This is a genomic window from Streptomyces sp. NPDC006283, from assembly GCF_040613325.1.
GTDB lineage: Bacteria > Actinomycetota > Actinomycetes > Streptomycetales > Streptomycetaceae > Streptomyces.
In genome coordinates, this window is the sequence record NZ_JBEXRZ010000013.1 from 15,975 (window position 1) to 32,822 (window position 16,848).

15 protein-coding genes are annotated in these 16,848 nt (G+C 70.6%); 11 read left to right on the forward strand and 4 right to left on the reverse strand.

What is annotated here, in order from left to right; all coding sequences use genetic code 11:
* Positions 1-43 precede the first annotated feature (43 nt).
* On the reverse strand, positions 44-811 hold the full coding sequence (locus ABZ070_RS04935; protein WP_356629987.1) for a bifunctional DNA primase/polymerase: 768 nt from the start codon (positions 809-811) through the stop codon (positions 44-46).
* A 507-nt stretch (positions 812-1,318) separates the two neighbouring features.
* On the opposite strand from ABZ070_RS04935, the gene ABZ070_RS04940 reads away from it, so the two are divergent.
* Both ABZ070_RS04940 and ABZ070_RS04945 read left to right on the forward strand, forming a co-directional pair.
* The gene (locus ABZ070_RS04940; protein ID WP_356629989.1) at positions 1,319-2,872 is read left to right on the forward strand and encodes a PP2C family protein-serine/threonine phosphatase; all 1,554 of its coding nucleotides are present in this window, start codon (positions 1,319-1,321) and stop codon (positions 2,870-2,872) included.
* A 124-nt stretch (positions 2,873-2,996) separates the two neighbouring features.
* On the forward strand, positions 2,997-4,457 hold the full coding sequence (locus tag ABZ070_RS04945; RefSeq protein WP_356629991.1) for an aminopeptidase P family protein: 1,461 nt from the start codon (positions 2,997-2,999) through the stop codon (positions 4,455-4,457).
* Between the two features lie 30 nt (positions 4,458-4,487).
* Here ABZ070_RS04945 and ABZ070_RS04950 read toward each other — a convergent pair whose 3' ends face one another.
* Positions 4,488-4,949, reverse strand: a complete 462-nt coding sequence (locus tag ABZ070_RS04950; RefSeq protein ID WP_356629993.1) for an ATP-binding protein — start codon at positions 4,947-4,949, stop codon at positions 4,488-4,490.
* A 192-nt stretch (positions 4,950-5,141) separates the two neighbouring features.
* On the opposite strand from ABZ070_RS04950, the gene ABZ070_RS04955 reads away from it, so the two are divergent.
* The 9 genes from ABZ070_RS04955 to ABZ070_RS04995 all read left to right on the forward strand — a co-directional run bounded on the left by ABZ070_RS04955 (position 5,142) and on the right by ABZ070_RS04995 (position 14,843).
* Positions 5,142-5,924, forward strand: a complete 783-nt coding sequence (locus ABZ070_RS04955) for a hypothetical protein (protein WP_356629995.1) — start codon at positions 5,142-5,144, stop codon at positions 5,922-5,924.
* A gap of 94 nt (positions 5,925-6,018) precedes the next feature.
* Positions 6,019-6,759: a YcnI family protein gene (locus ABZ070_RS04960; RefSeq protein ID WP_356629997.1), complete on the forward strand. Its 741-nt coding sequence runs from the start codon at positions 6,019-6,021 to the stop codon at positions 6,757-6,759.
* A gap of 37 nt (positions 6,760-6,796) precedes the next feature.
* On the forward strand, positions 6,797-7,495 hold the full coding sequence (locus ABZ070_RS04965) for an SCO family protein (RefSeq protein ID WP_356629999.1): 699 nt from the start codon (positions 6,797-6,799) through the stop codon (positions 7,493-7,495).
* Positions 7,492-7,938 (forward strand): copper chaperone PCu(A)C, encoded by a 447-nt coding sequence (locus ABZ070_RS04970; protein WP_356630001.1) that lies wholly within the window; start codon positions 7,492-7,494, stop codon positions 7,936-7,938. Before ABZ070_RS04965 ends, ABZ070_RS04970 begins: the two co-directional genes overlap by 4 nt.
* A 22-nt stretch (positions 7,939-7,960) precedes the next feature.
* The gene (locus tag ABZ070_RS04975) at positions 7,961-9,940 is read left to right on the forward strand and encodes a copper resistance protein CopC (RefSeq protein WP_356630003.1); all 1,980 of its coding nucleotides are present in this window, start codon (positions 7,961-7,963) and stop codon (positions 9,938-9,940) included.
* Between the two features lie 16 nt (positions 9,941-9,956).
* Positions 9,957-11,222 (forward strand): iron uptake transporter deferrochelatase/peroxidase subunit, encoded by a 1,266-nt coding sequence (gene efeB / locus ABZ070_RS04980; protein ID WP_356630005.1) that lies wholly within the window; start codon positions 9,957-9,959, stop codon positions 11,220-11,222.
* Between the two features lie 32 nt (positions 11,223-11,254).
* Complete coding sequence (gene pheA / locus ABZ070_RS04985) at positions 11,255-12,190, forward strand: prephenate dehydratase (RefSeq protein WP_356630007.1); 936 nt, start codon at positions 11,255-11,257, stop codon at positions 12,188-12,190.
* Positions 12,191-12,756: 566 nt separating this feature from the next.
* Positions 12,757-14,034 carry a serine--tRNA ligase gene (serS, locus tag ABZ070_RS04990; protein ID WP_356630009.1) on the forward strand — a complete coding sequence of 426 codons (1,278 nt, stop codon included), beginning with the start codon at positions 12,757-12,759 and terminating at the stop codon, positions 14,032-14,034.
* Complete coding sequence (locus ABZ070_RS04995; RefSeq protein WP_356630011.1) at positions 14,031-14,843, forward strand: HAD family hydrolase; 813 nt, start codon at positions 14,031-14,033, stop codon at positions 14,841-14,843. The genes serS and ABZ070_RS04995 overlap by 4 nt, the downstream gene beginning before the upstream one ends.
* Before the next feature lie 289 nt (positions 14,844-15,132).
* Here the strand turns inward: ABZ070_RS04995 and ABZ070_RS05000 are convergent, their stop codons facing one another.
* Together ABZ070_RS05000 and ABZ070_RS05005 are read right to left on the reverse strand one after the other, a co-directional pair.
* Positions 15,133-15,822, reverse strand: a complete 690-nt coding sequence (locus tag ABZ070_RS05000) for a hypothetical protein (RefSeq protein ID WP_356630013.1) — start codon at positions 15,820-15,822, stop codon at positions 15,133-15,135.
* Positions 15,823-16,114: 292 nt separating this feature from the next.
* On the reverse strand, positions 16,115-16,834 hold the full coding sequence (locus ABZ070_RS05005; RefSeq protein ID WP_356630015.1) for an ABC transporter permease: 720 nt from the start codon (positions 16,832-16,834) through the stop codon (positions 16,115-16,117).
* Between the last annotated feature and the right edge of the window lie 14 nt (positions 16,835-16,848).

The following is a 16,848-nucleotide window of genomic DNA, read 5'->3' on the forward strand; positions in this document are numbered from 1 at the left end:
ACGGACGGACCAGGGCCCAGGTCCCCAGTCCGGGCGACAGGACCTAGTAGGCGAGCCGGCTGCCCTCTCCCGCCTCCGGCGGGTAGAGCCCGCTGTCGGGTGCGCTGCTCGCGCTCGCCTCGACGAGCGCGTCCACGACCGCTTCGACGTCCGGCAGCCAAGGCGCGGCGGAGCCGGGAAGCGGGGCCCGCTCCCAGCGCACCTGCCCCGCACCTGTCTCCGCCGGCGGCAGCACCAGATACCCGCCGCTGCCGTGGAAACGGAGCGAGCTCGGTACGCAGTCCTTGACGAAGAGCAGTTCGCCGAGCCGTTCCAGGCTGTACGGAGCCACCAGCAGCGACCACCGTGTGGGGGTCGCGACAATCGGCCCCAGGCGCATGTCCATCCGGTCCAGCACCGACAGTGCACGCGCGGCGGCGACGGCGGGCAGGCTCACCGCGCAGGGCGCGCCGCCTTCACCGGAGCCGCCGGGCCGGGAGGCGCCGGTGGCCAGAACGACCGGGGCGGTGGGCCGGTTGGTCCACCACCAGCGGATCATCCGCTCGTCAGTTGTGGCCGCGAGGATGCCGGGGTCGAAGGGGTGTGCGCCGGGGACGACGCACTCGGGGTCGGGACAGGCGCATGCGCGCCTGCGCTCCGTGCGGCTTCTTCCCTGGTCCTCCCGCCGGTCACTGCCGGCCGCTTTCAGTCCCACACCGGGAAGCACGGGCCATTTCCACTCGACGGCGCAGGTCAGCGCCGTTCCGAGCTGAACAGGCCCTTTCTTGCGCCGGTACCGGAGCCTGCGTCGCCTTCCGAGGATCTCGCGCATGAGCGCTCGTTCCTTTCCGTTGAACGCCGGGGTCCACATCACATTGGGGTGCAGCTCATTACTGTGCGTACAAGTGCGCGTACTGATCGGCGCTTCATCGCCCCTTGCCAGTGGCATGGGCGCCCCCTGTTTCGCCGGCGACAGGATCGTCGCCCCGGGGGCCGAACGTGGGCTGTGGTCCATTAAACGCGTGGCGAGGGGTGGCGCGCGCCTGGCGCTTGCTGTCCCGCTGTACTTCTTCCCCGCCACTCGGGGATGAGGCGCGGCCTCCGGCTGTTAGGACGCCCGGGCCCGCTGCCAGGTTCCGGGGCGCCTGCAACTGCCCCCGGCCATCACCGTTTACGTACCCAGCACGCTTGCAATGACGCTTCCCCCCGGGCCCTGAGCCCGGGAGTCCCCCTGCCGAACGCCCTCAGTCGACCCCAATCGACCTCCATCAGGTGCAATTTTCAGCCAAGTTAACAGGCCTTCGCATTCCCCGCGGACACCATCAATCCCACCGGGACAGTGCTGGACATCACCTTATGTGTGCGTGTAGATGTGGATGCATTGATAGCGGCGCAGAATGACATGGGGGTTTGCGATGCTATTGAGCAGAACGCACCTGCCGGAAAGCCGGCTGCCATGAGCGCCCCTCACCTGCCGAAAGTGGCTGGAATCGACTCAACAGTTCCCGCACCCACGCACACTCCCGCCCCCATGCCCCCCGTCCCCGCCGCACCCCCCGCGGCCGGAGCGGTACTTCAGGACCGGCTGGCCGGGTGGGTCTCCGATCTCACGACGCTCCACGAGCTCACCGAACGGCTGATCAGAACCGGCTCGCTCGACGACGCTCTCGACGAACTGCTCCGTGCCGGAGCAGCACTCGCCGGCGCCCGGCGCGGCATGGTCGTTCTCGAACCGCCCCGCGACCCCGCCCGCGACAGCAGCCCTCTGGAGGACGACCGGGGACCCGCCCTCGCCAAGGGCCTCGGCCTGACCCACTCCGACCTCGGCCACATCGAAACGGTGCCGCGCGGCGCCACGGCGTACGGCCGCATCCTGGACGGCCGTTGCTGCGGCCCGTCCGGCGTCCCGGAGCCCGTCGCCCATCCGGACCTGCTCGGCGACGACTCGCTCCACCCCCTCCACCGCGAGGTGGCCGTCCGCCTCGGCTACGCCGCGAGCTACACCGTTCCGCTGGCCACCGCGGAGTCCGGCACGCTCGGCGCGGCCGTCTGGTTCTACGACGAGCCGGCCGCACCGGTCGAGCGCCAGTGCCACCTCGTCGGCCTCTACATGCGCTATGCCACCGAGCATCTGGCCCGCCTGCTGGAACTCGAGCGGGCCCGTGCCACCGTCGCGACCGTGGCGGAGGAGCTGCTGCCCAGCCGCCTGCCCCGGGTGCCCGGTGTCCAGCTGGCCGCCCGGCACGTCCCCGGCCGGAACGGCGGCGGCGACTGGTACGACGCTCTGCCGCTGCCCGAGGGAGCGCTGGGGCTCGCGGTCGGGTCGGTCAGCGGCTGCGGCCCGAGTGCGCTCGCCGCGATGGGCAGGCTGCGGGCGTCCCTGCGGGCGTACGCGGTGATGGAGGGCGAGGACCCGGTCGCGGTCCTGTCCGACCTGGAGCTGCTGCTGCGGCTCACCGAGCCCGCGCGGACGGCCACAGCACTCTTCGCGTACGCCGAACCGGCAGCCAGGAAGATCGTGCTCGCCGGCGCCGGGCACACGCCGCCGCTGGTGATCGGCGAACGCCGCACGGAGTTCGTCGAGACGTCCCTGTCCGCCCCGCTGGGGATGCTCGCCTGCTGGGAGGCGCCGAGCGTGGAGCTGTCCCCCCAGCCGGGAGAAACGGTGCTGCTGTACACGGACGGGCTGCTGCGACGCACGGGCGACGCGATGGACCGCGCCTTCGCCCGGCTGCAGTCGGCGGCGGCGAGCGTCCCACGGGCGCTGCGCGACGATCCGGCGGCGATCGCCGACCACGTCCTGCGCACCCTGCTGCCGGAGGGCCGGGGCCGTACATCCGGCGGAACGGACGGCGGAGAGGACATCGTCCTGCTCGCCGCCCGGTTTGACTGATTCTTCACATCCATTCGGGTCGCCCACCGCTCACACATACGATGGACGCGTCCCCCTTGCCGACCACGGCGGGCGGGGACCGAAGTCGTTTCAGTGAAGGCCTGACAGGCCCCAGGAGGCAGACGTGGCGGAGGAGCTCACCCCGGAGACCCCGGAGGACGAGGAGCAGCCGATCAAGCAGCGCAAGAACGGGCTGTACCCGGGCGTTTCCGACGAGCTGGCCGAGAACATGACCACCGGCTGGGCGGACACCGAACTGCAGGGTCTCGAGCCCATCGCACAGGCCGAGCAGACCGCCGCCCGCCGGGCCGCGCTCTCCGCGCGCTTCCCCGGCGAGCGCCTGGTGATCCCCGCGGGCAACCTCAAGACGCGCTCCAACGACACGGAGTACAGCTTCCGCGCGTCCACCGAGTACGCCTACCTCACCGGCGACCAGACCGAGGACGGCGTCCTGGTCCTGGAGCCCAAGGGCGACGGCCACCTGGCCACCATCCACCTGCTGCCGCGCTCCAACCGTGAGAACGGCGAGTTCTGGCTGTCCGGCCAGGGCGAGCTGTGGGTCGGCCGCCGGCACTCCCTCGCCGAGGCCGAGCAGCTGCTGGGCATTCCGGCCGAGGACGTGCGCGAGCTGCCCGCGAAGCTGCGCGAGGCCACGGGTCCCGTGCGTGCCGTGCGCGGCCACGACGCCGGCATTGAGGCGGCACTGACCGACAAGGTCACCGCGGAGCGCGACGAGGAGCTGCGGGTCTTCCTCTCCGAGGCGCGCGCCGTGAAGGACGCGTTCGAGATCGGCGAACTGCAGAAGGCGTGCGACTCCACCGCGCGCGGCTTCGAGGACGTGGTCAAGGTCCTGGACAAGGCCGAGGCCACCAGCGAGCGCTATATCGAGGGCACGTTCTTCCTGCGCGCCCGTGTCGAGGGCAACGACGTCGGCTACGGCTCCATCTGCGCCGCCGGCCCCCACGCCACCACCCTGCACTGGGTGCGCAACGACGGCCCGGTCCGCTCCGGCGACCTGCTGCTGCTCGACGCGGGCGTGGAGACCCACACCCTCTACACCGCGGACATCACGCGCACCCTGCCCATCAGCGGCCGCTACACCGAGCTCCAGCGCAAGATCTACGACGCGGTGTACGAGGCTCAGGAGGCGGGCATCGCGGCCGTGAAGCCGGGCGCCAAGTTCCGCGACTTCCACGACGCCTCGCAGCGCGTGCTCGCCGAGAAGCTCGTCGAGTGGGGCCTCGTCGAGGGGCCCGTGGAGCGTGTTCTCGAGCTGGGTCTGCAGCGCCGCTGGACCCTGCACGGCACCGGCCACATGCTCGGCATGGACGTCCACGACTGCGCCGCCGCGCGCACCGAGGCGTACGTCGACGGCACCCTGGAGCCCGGCATGTGCCTCACCGTCGAGCCCGGCCTCTACTTCCAGGCCGACGACCTGACCGTGCCGGAGGAGTACCGCGGCATCGGCGTGCGGATCGAGGACGACATCCTCGTCACCGAGGACGGCAACAGGAACCTCTCGGCCGCACTGCCGCGCCGGGCCGACGAGGTCGAGGCCTGGATGGCGTCGCTGACGCAGGGCTGACCGGACGGAAGGTCCCAGGAGGGCGCGCGCTCACGACACGTCGAGCAGCGCGCCCTTCCGCCATTTCAGGACCTTGTCGAAGCTGACCACCGCGCCGCGCCCCGGCCTGTTGCGGACGTGGACGTGGTCGGCGAGCTGCTCGATCAGGCAGAGCCCGCGGCCGCTCTCCGCGCCGGGGGCCGGCAACGTCATGGGGCCGCCGCGCAGCGGGCCGCGCCGGGTGGGGAAGCCGGGCCCCGAATCGGCGACCTCGATACGGCACTTCTCGCCGTCCAGATAGGCAGTGACGCGGTACGCCTCGGACGCCTCGCCGGTGTCACGGCCGCCACCGTGCTCCACCGCGTTCGCACACGCCTCGGTCAGGGCGACCGACAGGTCGTAGGAGATGTCCGGATCGACGCCCGCGGTCTCCATGGTGCCCAGCAGCAGACGCCGGGCGAGCGGCACACTCGCAGCCTCGCGCCGCAAATGGAGGGACCACCAGATGCTCATGCTCCAGCCTCCTGGCCGCGGCTCGACATACCGATACGTATTGCCCGCCGCCACGGTCGGTAAGCGCCTCGTCGCAGTGACGGCCCTCGTTCGGCGGATGCGCATGCGCCGGCCGCCGGTGTATGTCGGCAAACGGGATCTTCCGGACCTGCCACACGGTGGCCGGCACCCGGGTGCGATGATGACCCGGCCATGTCCTCCATACGCCGAGCACGCGACGGAGCCGGTCTGCGGCTGCTGAGGGCCGCGGTGTTCACCGCGGTCTGCGTCGTGCTGTCCGCGACGGGACATGTGCTGGCCGCCTGCAAGGCAGTGCCCCTGTGGACCCTGGTTCTCGGTTTCGTCGGGGTGTTCGTCGTGGTGACGCCGCTCGCCGGGCGGGAGCGTTCGCTGCCGGCCATCGCGGGTGTGCTCACCGTGGGTCAGCTCGGTCTGCACACGATGTTCGCCGCCGGGCAGGGGCAGCTGCGGCTCGCGCCGACGGCGGACGACACCCTGATCAGGATGGCCGCGAAGCTGGTGTGCGGGGCGGGTGCCGCGTCCATGACCCCAGCCGACGCCCGTCGCATCGTCACCCTGGCCGGCGTCGACCCCGAAGCAGCCACCGCCCACGCACACATGGCGGATGCCGCGGCCGCTCCGGCGCTGCTGCCGACCCTGCCCATGGTGCTCGGTCATCTGCTGGCCGCGCTCGTGACCGGGCTGCTGCTGCGACGCGGCGACGCGGCACTGCTGCGACTGATCCGACTGTCGGCCGACTCGGCACACGAGGTGGCGGAGACCGCCTGGCTGCGCCCGCTGCGCGCCGCGCTCGCGCTCGTGAGGGCTCTGCGCGCCGGTCTGCGGAGGGCGTTCGGTGCCGGGCCGCGGCTCGCGCCCTCGGCGGACGGGCCACCTGCACCGACAGCGGCGCAGGAACTTCAGCACACGGTGATCAGGCGCGGGCCGCCGCCCGTATTCGTCCTCAGCGCCTGACGCGGCTCACTCGACAGGAGTGGTGCCGCGGTGCCCGCGCACACCCGTGCGCCGCCGGCACACCCACCTCTTCCTCACCGTGGAGCTTTCTGTCATGAACGTTTCCCGTCTCGCCGCCACGTCCGCCGTCGCCGCCACGTCCGTGCTGGTGTTCTCCGGCGCCGCCTTCGCGCACGTCGGCGTGCAGCCGCAGGGCGAGGCCGCCAAGGGCGGTTACGCGGTCGTCAACGTCAAGGTGCCCAACGAGCGCGACAACGCCTCGACCACCAAGGTCGAGATCAACCTGCCCACCGAGCACCCGCTGTCGTCCGTGATGCCGCAGCCGGTGCCGGGCTGGAAGGTCAAGGTCGAGAAGGCGAAGCTGGACAAGCCGCTCGAGGTGCACGGCAAGCAGATCACCGAAGCGGTCACCAAGGTCACCTGGACCGCGGACGGCGCGAAGATCGGTCCCGGCGAGTTCCAGCAGTTCCCGCTCTCCCTGGGCCGACTGCCCGAGGACGCCGACCAGATGGTGTTCAAGGCCATCCAGACGTACGACAACAAGGAGGTCGTGCGCTGGATCGAGGAGCCGACCGAGGGCGGCGAGGAGCCCGAGTCGCCGGCTCCCGTCCTCAAGCTGTCGGCCGCCTCCGACGACCACCACGGCGCGGACGCGACCGGCGCCGCCGCGAAGGACGACGCGAAGGCCTCCGGCCACGGCGAGGACGCGAAGTCCGAGACGGCGTCCAACGACAGCAGCGACTCCACCGCCCGCATCCTGGGCATCGTCGGCATTCTCGTCGGCGCCGCGGGCGTGGCCTTCGGCGTACTGGCCGGACGCCGCCGCTCGGCCTGACCGGTCCCGCACCGAACCCGTTTCGAAAGAGAATCTGATGCACAACCCCAAGAACGACGGGGAGACCCGCCGCAGCCGGCGCGCACCGCTGGTCGCGGCGGTCGCCGTCACGGCCGTGTTCGCCGTCGCGGCGAGCTTCGCCCTCACGCAGAACAACACGGACAACGGCAGCCCGGTCACCGATGTCTCCGCAGAGGCGAAGACCAAGGCGGCGACGGTGCTCACCCAGCCGTACACCAAGCCGGACCTCGTGCTGACCGACACCAGCGGGAAGAAGTACGACCTGCGCGAGGAGACCAAGGGCAAGCCGACGCTGATCTACTTCGGCTACACGCACTGCCCCGACGTCTGCCCGCTGACGATGAGCAACATCGCCGTCGCCAAGAAGCAGCTTCCCAAGGCCGACCAGGACAAGCTCCAGGTCGTCTTCGTCACCACCGACCCCGAGCGGGACACCCCCGCCGAGCTCGCCAAGTGGCTGCCCAGCGCGGGCGACCCGTCCTTCGTCGGACTGACCGGGGACTTCCCGACCATCCAGGCGGGCGCGCGGCAGATCGGCATCGGCATCGACGCGCCGAAGAAGGAGAAGGACGGGACGGTCGTGTCCATGCACGGCGCCCAGGTCGTCGCCTTCTCCCCGAAGACCGACCAGGGCTACGTCCTGTACGGCGAGAACACCTCGGTCGACGAGTACGCGAAGGACCTGCCGAAGCTGATCGAGGGGAAGAAGCCGTGAGGCGACGTGCTCCTCTCGTCGTCGCCGCCGCACTGGGCGCCGGCCTGGCGCTGGCCGGCTGCTCGGCCGACAGCGGGCCCGAGTTGAAGGTCAGCGGTGCGTTCATGCCGCAGCCCGTCGACGACATGGCCGCCGGCTTCCTCACCGTCGAGAACGGCGGCGGCAGCGCGGACAGGCTCACCTCGGTCACCAGCACCATCTCGGACGACGTCACGATCCACGAGACGAAGGACCAGAAGATGCGGGAGGTGAAGGCCTTCGACATCCCCGCGGGCGGCACGCTCGACCTCGAACGAGGCGGCAGCCACATCATGTTCATGTCGCTCAAGCAGCAGCCGAAGCAGGGCGAAAAGGTCTCGGTCGAACTGCACTTCGAGAAGTCCGGCCCGATCAAGGTCGAACTTCCCGTGAAGGAGACCACCTACAACCCGCAGAAGCACTGAGCACCGAGGGACTGATCACGTGATGACAGCCACCGCCCCGCGCTTCGGCCCGTCCCCGGTCCGGGTGCTGCTCGCCGTGACCGTGCTGGTCGGCACGCTCCTCGGCGCACTGCTGGCCGGCGCGAGCCCCGCGTCGGCGCACGCCGCGCTCACAGGAAGCAATCCGAAGGACGGGGCGGTGGTGGCCACCGCGCCCAAGGAGGTCACCCTCACCTTCTCCGAGCAGATCGCCATGGGCGACGACTCGATCCGGGTCCTCGAGCCGAGCGGCAAACGCGCCGACACCGCCAAGGTCCGCGATCTCGGCACAGGCGGCACCGTCGCCTACGGTGTCGATCTGCACGCCGGGCTGCCCGACGGCACCTACACGGTCGCCTGGCAGGCCGTCTCCGCGGACAGCCACCCCGTGCGCGGAGCGTTCACCTTCTCCATCGGTGCGCCTTCCAGGACCGAGGTCGCAATGCCCGACGAGGAGGCCGGCGGCGGAGTCGTCGGCGTCCTGTACGGCATCGCACGCTACGCCGCCTACGGCGGATTCATCCTGCTCGCCGGCGGCGCCGCCTTCGTGCTCCTGTGCTGGCAACGCGGTGCCGCGGTCCGGCCGGTGCAGCGCCTCGTCGTCCAGGGCTGGGTCGCCATGACCGCTTCGACCCTGGCGATGCTGCTGCTCCGCGGGCCCTACACCCGCTCCGGCGGCCTCGGGGACGTGCTCGACCTCGGGGAACTGCCAGCCGTCCTGGAGACCAAGACGGGCGCGGCGCTCGTCTCACGGCTGCTGCTGCTCGGCGCGGCCGCACTGTTCGTCGCGGTCCTGTTCGGCGCGTACGCCCGCACGTCCCCCACCGACCTGCCCGACGACGCTTCGAGCCGTTCGGGCGAGGACAGGGCCACGCAGAAGGATCTGACCTTCGGTCTCGGCATCGGCGGCACGGTCGTCGCGGCCGGGATCGCAGGAACGTGGGCGCTGTCCGAGCACGCCTCGACCGGCATCCAGCCCGGCATCGCGATGCCCGTCGACGTACTGCACCTGCTGGCCGTCGCGGTCTGGCTCGGCGGTCTCGCCACCCTGCTGACCGCGCTCTACCGGTCACCCGACGTCGAACGGCGGGCGGTCCGGCGCTTCTCGACCGTCGCCTTCATCAGCGTGATCGTGCTCACCGTGACCGGCCTGTACCAGTCGTGGCGGCAGGTCGGCTCGTGGTCGGCGCTGACCGGGACGTCGTACGGGCAGCTGCTGCTGATCAAGGTCGGACTCGTCGCGGTGATGGTCGGCGTCGCGTGGATCTCGCGGCGCTGGACCCGTCGGCTCGCCGACGTGAGCGCGGAGGCGACGGAGGACGAGCTCGCCGACGTGAGCGAGGAGGCCGACGGGGACAAGAAGGGAACGGTCGGCCAGGACGACGGCACGACGTCCGACGTCGACCCGAAGCGCGCCGCGCAGCTCGCCCGCCAGAAGGCCGCCGTGGCGACGGCCGAACGCAGGCGGAACAGGGACGCGGACAACGAGCGTTCGGGGCTGCGCCGTTCCGTGCTGGCGGAGACGGGCATCGCGGTGGTGCTGCTGGCCGTGACGACGGTGCTCACCTCCACCGAGCCGGGCCGTACGGAGGAGGAGGCCGCCAAAGGCGGCGCCTCACAGGCCGCCCCGGCGAGGCCCGCGGGCCCCGCCGAAATCACGATGCCCTTCGACACCGGCGGCCGGAACGGCAAGGGAACCGTACGGCTCAGTCTCGACCCGGCGCTCTCCGGCGCCAACGACATGCACGTCTGGATCGAGTCGCCGGACGGCAAGGCGCTGGACGCCCCCGAGGTGAAGGTCTCCTTCACCCTGAAGGCGAAGGAGATCGGCCCGCTGCCGATCACTCCGGACCGCCTCACCGCGGGACACTGGACCGCGAGCGCCGTCCAGATCCCGATGCCGGGCGACTGGCAGGTCAAGGTGACCGTGCGGACATCGGACATCGACCAGACGACCATCGACAAGAACATCAAGATCGGTTGAACCACCCGTGACACCCGTGACACCTGCGACATCCGCCGACGGCCCACCGGCGAGCGGCGGCGACATCTCCCGGCGGCGCCTTCTGGGCACCGCCGGCGCCGTCGGCGCGACCGGGCTGGTGCTCGGGGCGGCGGGAGGCGCTGTCGCCTACGCGGCAGCGGACGAGAGTCCCACGGCCCTGGCCACGGTCGGATCCACGGGCATCGCCTTCCACGACCGCCCGCACCAGGCCGGCATCACGGAGCCGCAGCAGGCGCACGGCCATCTGGTCGCCTTCGACCTTTCCCCCGGCGCGGGACGCAAGGAGGCGGCGGCCCTCATGCGTCGCTGGTCGGTGCTGGCGGGCGAGCTCATGGCGGGCAGACCGGCGGGCGACGGCGACACGGGTGTCGCGCTGGACGCCGGGCCGTCGTCGTTGACCGTCACCTTCGGGTTCGGCCGTTCCTTCTTCGGCCGCACGTCCCTGGTGGCGCAACGGCCGCCGGGCCTCGATCCACTGCCCGCCTTCTCCGCCGACCAGCTGGACGCGCGGCGCAGCGACGGTGATCTGTGGGTGCAGATCGGCGCGAACGACGCGCTGGTCGCCTTCCACGCCCTGCGCGCGGTCCAGAAGGCGGCGGGGGAGGCCGCCCGGGTCCGCTGGCAGATGAACGGCTTCAACCGCTCGCCCGGTGCGACCACGCAGCCCATGACCGCGCGCAACCTCATGGGCCAGGTCGACGGCACCGGCAACCCGAAGCCGTCGGAGCCGGACTTCGAGAAGCGGCTCTTCGTTCCGGCCGGCACCGACCACCCCTGGCTCGAGGGCGGCTCCTACGCCGTCGTGCGCCGTATCCGGATGCTGCTCGACGACTGGGAGAAGCTCTCCCTGGCGAAGCAGGAACGTGTCATCGGGCGGCGCAAGTCCGACGGCGCCCCGCTGACCGGCGGCACGGAGACGACCGAGCTCGACCTGGACAAGGCCGGCCCCGACGGAAAGCTCGTCGTCCCCGACAACGCGCACGCCCGTATCTCCGCGCCGGAGCAGAACGGCGGCGCGGCCATGCTGCGCCGGCCGTTCTCCTTCCACGACGGGATCGCCGCGGACGGAACGCCCGACGCGGGGCTGCTCTTCATCTGCTGGCAGGCCGATCCGCTGCGCGGATTCGTGCCGGTGCAGCGCAAACTCGACCGGGGCGACGCCCTGTCCGCGTTCATCCGTCACGAGGCGAGCGGGCTGTTCGCGGTGCCGGGCGGGCCGAAGAAGGGCGAGTACGTGGGACAGCGGCTGCTGGAGTCGTGATGCGCGGTTCCGCGGCCCATTAGGGTGACGGTATGTCGGCCACGCGCTTCACCTATCTCGGTCCCGAGGGCACCTTCACCGAAGCCGCCCTGCGCACTCTCCCCGAAGCCGCCACCCGGGAGCTGGTCCCGATGCTCTCCGTGCCGGCGGCGCTCGACGCCGTACGCGCCGGTGAGGCCGCGGCCGCTCTCGTACCGATCGAGAACTCGGTCGAGGGCGGCGTCACCGCCACACTCGACGAGCTGGCGTCCGGCGAGCCGCTGATGATCTACCGCGAGGTGCTGCTCCCCATCGCCTTCGCGCTGCTGGTGCGCCCGGGAACGACACTCTCCGAGGTGAAGACCGTGACCGGGCATCCGGTCGCGCAGCCGCAGGTGCGGAACTGGCTGCGCAAGAACCTGCCGGACGCCCTGTGGGAGTCCGCCGCCTCGAACGCCGACGGCGCGCGGCTGGTGCAGGAGGGGCGCTACGACGCCGCCTTCGCGGGCGAGTTCGCGGCCGCCACCTACGGGCTGGTGCCCCTGGTCACCGAGATCCATGACGCGGAGAACGCGGAGACGCGCTTCGTCCTGGTGGGACGGCCGGCCAGGCCGTCGGCGCCGACCGGGGCGGACAAGACCTCCGTGGTCATCTGGCTGGGCGACGACCACCCGGGTGCGCTGCTGGAGCTGCTGCAGGAGTTCGCCGTGCGCGGGGTCAACCTGATGCTGATCCAGTCGCGACCGACGGGCGCCGGTATCGGCAACTACTGCTTCGCCGTCGACGCCGAAGGTCATATCGCGGACCGGCGGGTGGGCGAGGCCCTGATGGGGCTCAAGCGGATCTGCCCCAAGGTGCGCTTCCTCGGCTCGTACCCGCGCGCCGGAGTGACGGCGGCGGACGTACGGCCGCTGCGGGCCGGCACGTCGGACACGGAGTTCACGGCGGCCTCGGACTGGCTGGCGCGCTGCCAGGACGGCCGGGCCTGAGTCGGCGGGCGGCTCGGCCACCGGTCCTACCTGCAGATTTTCGTTATCCACAGATCTTGTCCACAGGCACGCGTCTCGACCTGGGGACAAGTCGACAACAGGACGTCACGAGGTCGACAAATCGGCTCACCCGCCTTCTTTCGTCCACAGAACGGCAGGTCGAACCTGTCACCCGCATTCCATTGATCAACTCTTTGGGGCGAGGAATTCCCACCCGAATGAGTGCGTGACGCCGGTTTGGGATGGGAATCCTTCGGCGCGCGGACCGGTCCCGGAATGATCACTTCCGCAATCCACAGATCCACCACACAGCCTGTGGATAACCGCTCCGATCCCGGTGCCCCTGTGGACAAGCCCCCCACGAGAGCCGGGGAACACAAAGGATCATGATCGGTCCAAGGGCGGCCCCGCTGCCCCTTTCGACGAAAAGCGCCGCGATTACCGACGCCCGCGGATGCGTTTTGCCGCCCCTTAATGAATTCCGGCAAGTCTCGCAAAAAGGGTGAAGAGACACGCGTGCCGATATGCGGTGGGGTGGGGCGAGTGCGCACCGGTAGCCTGGTGGGGTGATTGACCTTCGCCTGCTCCGTGAGGACCCCGACCGTGTTCGCGCCTCCCAGCGCTCCCGTGGAGAGGACGTCGGCCTCGTCGACGCCCTGCTCTCCGCCGACGAGCGGCGAAGGTCCTCGGGCCTCCGCTTCGACGAGCTGCGCTCCGAGCAGAAGTCGCTCGGCAAGCTCATCCCCAAGGCCACGCCCGACGAGCGCGCCGAGCTGCTCAAGAAGGCCGAGCAGCTGAAGACGGACGTCAAGGCGGCGGAGGCCGAGCAGAACGACGCCGACGAGGAGACCCGCCGGCTGCTGCTCCAGCTCGGCAACATCGTCCACGAGGACGTCCCGGTCGGCGGCGAAGAGGACTTCGTCGTCCTCGAGACGCACGGCACGATCCGCGACTTCGGCGCCGAGGGCTTCGCGCCCAAGGACCACCTGGAGCTCGGCGAGGCGCTCGGCGCCATCGACGTCGAGCGCGGCGCCAAGGTGTCCGGCTCGCGCTTCTACTACCTCACGGGTGTCGGCGCGCTTCTTGAGCTCGCCCTGGTCAACGCCGCCATCGCGCAGGCCACGGAGGCCGGCTTCATCCCGATGCTGACCCCGGCGCTGGTCCGTCCGCGCGCCATGGAGGGCACCGGCTTCCTGGGCCAGGCCTCGGAGAACGTGTACCACCTGGAGAAGGACGACTACTACCTGGTCGGCACGTCCGAGGTACCGCTCGCCGCGTACCACATGGACGAGATCATCGACGCCGACAAGCTGCCGCTGCGGTACGCGGGCTTCTCGCCCTGCTTCCGCCGCGAAGCCGGTACGTACGGCAAGGACACCCGCGGCATCTTCCGGGTCCACCAGTTCGACAAGGTCGAGATGTTCTCGTACGTCGCCCCGGAGGACGCCGAGGCCGAGCACAAGCGTCTCCTCGACTGGGAGAAGCAGTGGCTCACCTCCCTGGAGCTGCCGTTCCAGGTGATCGACGTGGCCACCGGCGACCTGGGGGCCTCCGCCTCGCGCAAGTTCGACTGCGAGGCGTGGATCCCGACCCAGGGCAAGTACCGCGAGCTCACGTCGGCGTCCAACTGTGACGGCTTCCAGGCCCGCCGGCTCGCGGTGCGCATGCGTGACGGCAAGAAGGTGCAGCCGCTGGCGACGCTGAACGGCACCCTGTGCGCCGTGCCGCGCACCATCGTGGCGATCCTCGAGAACCACCAGCTCGCCGACGGCTCCGTACGGGTGCCGGAAGTGCTGCGCCCGTACCTCGGGGGACGCGAACTGCTGGAGCCGATCTCCAAGTGAGCCCCGCTCCCTTCCCGTACAAGCTCGTCGCCACCGATCTCGACGGCACACTGCTGCGGGACGACGACACGGTCTCCGAACGCACACGTGACGCACTCGCCGCAGTCACCGCGGCGGGCGCCGCGCACATCATCGTCACCGGGCGGGCCGTGCCGTGGACCCGGCACATCCTGGACGACCTGGGATACGACGGTCTGGCCGTGTGCGGGCAGGGGGCGCAGGTCTACCACGCGGGCGAGCACCGGCTGCTGACCTCCGTCACGCTCGACCGGCAGCTGGCCGGCCTGGCGCTGTCCAAGATCGAGGCGGAGGTCGGACCGCTGCTGCTGGCGGCGAGCCGCGACGGACTCGAGGGCGACGTGCTGGTCGGCTCCGGCTACCGGGTGCAGGAAGGCCCCCTGCCGTACGTGCCGATGCAGGATCCGACCGATCTGTGGGCCGCCCCGCTCAACAAGGTCTACATCCAGCATCCGACGCTGGACGACGACGAGCTGGCAACGGCCGCCAGGGCGACGGTCGGCAGCCTGGTGGACGTGGTCATGGCGGGCGCGGGCGTCGTGGAGATCCTGCCGCTGGGGCTCAGCAAGGCCACCGGCCTGTCGCTGGCAGCACGGCGGCTCGGGCTGCGTGCGTCGGACACGATCGCCTTCGGCGACATGCCGAACGACATTCCGATGTTCGGCTGGGCCGCGCACGGTGTGGCGATGGCCAACGCGCACGACGAACTGAAGGCCGTGGCCCACGAGATCACCGCGTCGAACGAGCACGACGGCATCGCGGTGGTACTGGAACACCTGCTGGCGGGCTGAGGCGTCCGGGAGGGGGCGGCCCGCGCGGATGCGCGCTCGAAGCGGCCGCCCCCTGGGCGGCCGCCCGGCGGCCGTGCGGAGTGCGATGACTACTCCGCGGCCTGCCAGGTGCCGCCTCGACGGGAGCGCGACGGACCGGGACTCGAACTCCTGGTCATCGCCGTGCTCCTCTCCCGGTCGGTGGCGCCGGTCGCACTGGCGTGCTGTACCGGCTATGCAACTCTGCCGGGCCTGCCGTGGTGGCGCCACCGATTAATCAGCGCCTCAAGGACGCCTGATCAGCGCTCGTTCAGCGCCTCCTGCGCCGTCGCAGATCCCGCAGCTGCCGGGCGAAGTCGTCCATCCTGGCGTCCATCCGGATCATGTCGTCGGACAGCTCGCACAGCCGGTTGCTCATCGCCGCGACGACCCGGTTCGTGGCATCGAGCCGTTGGTCGAGGCTGTCGAGGCGCTGGGACATCCGCTCCAGCACCGGCCCGAGTTCCTGCAGTGCCGTCCCGACACCGGCGAGGCACTGCTCGAGGTTCGTGACGCGCCGGTCGAGGGACGCGTAGCCCTCACGCCAACCTTCCTCGGCGTCGAGGAGGTATGTGCGCACCCGGCGGGCGATGTCGCTGTCGCGCAGAAGCATGGCCACGTTGAGCACTGCCCGGCGCGTGAAGAGGGTGAGGCTGGAGCGGCGCTGTGGATAACTTCCCTCGCCCTCGGATGAGAGGGACACGTTGTCCCTCTGATATTTGCCCAGGTCAGAGCCCTTCACCACCTGCATTCCGTTCTCGGTGAGCTCATCCCGATGGCGTTGCGTCACCTTCTTGATGACCTCTGTGGATACTTCGAAGTACCGCGCGACCCCCTCTGTGGACACGTGGACGCTGTCAGGAAGCAGCCGCAGGGCCTTCACCTTGTCGAGGGCCTCTACCCGCCCCACATGCTCGACGCGCATCGCGCGCGACTCGAGCAGGGCGATTTCCGATGGCATGGGATGCCTTCCGTTCGTGATCCGTCATGGACGGCCCTCCCCGGGCCCAGGGGCGGAGGTCGGCTCACGGTGCAATCCACTCAATGACCGGCCCGGACGGTGTGCTCACCGCCGGCACCGGCAATCCCCGACTTCACGAACCCTCGACGTCACGAACTCCAGTTGCCTCCACGCACACTGAACAACGAGCCGATAAACGTACAGTTACGCGATACGCCTCGGCCCCCGCCCGCAGGGGCAGGGGCCGAGGCTAGGCGAGGCCGTCACGGTCGCCGTCTCACTCCCGGTCGGCTCACTCCTCGCCGGCGAGCTTGAGGACCCGGAGCTTCTGGCCCGCGTACCAGGTGGCCACCACCGTGACGCCCACCAGCAGCGCGATCGCCGCCGGCATGCCCACGTCGGAGCCGATCAGCCCCTCGCCGCCGATCTTCTCCGCGAGCGACAGCGACCACTGCTGGACACTGAGCGTGCGGGCGCCGGCCACCAGGCTGCCGAAGAGCGTCTCCCACACCAGGGCGTAGACGAGTCCGATGACCACGGCGTGCCGGCTGACCGTGCCGAGGAGGAGGAAGAGGGCGCTGTACGCGACGGACGCGACGAGCGCCGCCACCGTGTAGGCGATGGCGACCTGTTGGCCGTTGCCGTTCAGGATGAATCCGGCGATGAACGTGGGCACCGCGGAGAAGGCCATCGTCACGGCGATCGCGACGATCAGCTTGGTGAAGATGATCGTCGGCCGCTTCACGGGCTTGGCGAGCAGGTAGACGATCGAACCGTCGTCGATCTCGGGGCCAATCGAGCCGGTGCCCGCGATGACTCCGATCAGCGGCACCATCGTGGCGAGGGCGAACCCGCCGAGCACATCGGCGGCGACCTGGTCGTCCGCGCCGTTGAAGGCCCGCACGGCTGCCGCGATCAGCAGCAGCAGTCCCGGCAGCACGAACAGGATCGCGGCCCGGCGCCTGCCGAGAACGGCCCGATAGGTGAGCCGGGCGACTGTGGGGTCGTACATGGACGTCACAGCTC

What these genes read in the sequence shown, in the direction of transcription:
- ABZ070_RS04935 (WP_356629987.1), bottom strand. Translation starts at nt 811, where the DNA reads ATGCGCGAGATCCTCGGAAGGCGACGCAGGCTCCGGTACCGGCGCAAG.
- ABZ070_RS04950 (WP_356629993.1), bottom strand. Translation starts at nt 4,949, where the DNA reads ATGAGCATCTGGTGGTCCCTCCATTTGCGGCGCGAGGCTGCGAGTGTG.
- ABZ070_RS04955 (WP_356629995.1), top strand. Translation starts at nt 5,142, where the DNA reads ATGTCCTCCATACGCCGAGCACGCGACGGAGCCGGTCTGCGGCTGCTG.
- ABZ070_RS04960 (WP_356629997.1), top strand. Translation starts at nt 6,019, where the DNA reads ATGAACGTTTCCCGTCTCGCCGCCACGTCCGCCGTCGCCGCCACGTCC.
- ABZ070_RS04965 (WP_356629999.1), top strand. Translation starts at nt 6,797, where the DNA reads ATGCACAACCCCAAGAACGACGGGGAGACCCGCCGCAGCCGGCGCGCA.
- ABZ070_RS04975 (WP_356630003.1), top strand. Translation starts at nt 7,961, where the DNA reads ATGACAGCCACCGCCCCGCGCTTCGGCCCGTCCCCGGTCCGGGTGCTG.
- pheA (WP_356630007.1), top strand. Translation starts at nt 11,255, where the DNA reads ATGTCGGCCACGCGCTTCACCTATCTCGGTCCCGAGGGCACCTTCACC.
- ABZ070_RS05000 (WP_356630013.1), bottom strand. Translation starts at nt 15,822, where the DNA reads ATGCCATCGGAAATCGCCCTGCTCGAGTCGCGCGCGATGCGCGTCGAG.
- ABZ070_RS05005 (WP_356630015.1), bottom strand. Translation starts at nt 16,834, where the DNA reads ATGTACGACCCCACAGTCGCCCGGCTCACCTATCGGGCCGTTCTCGGC.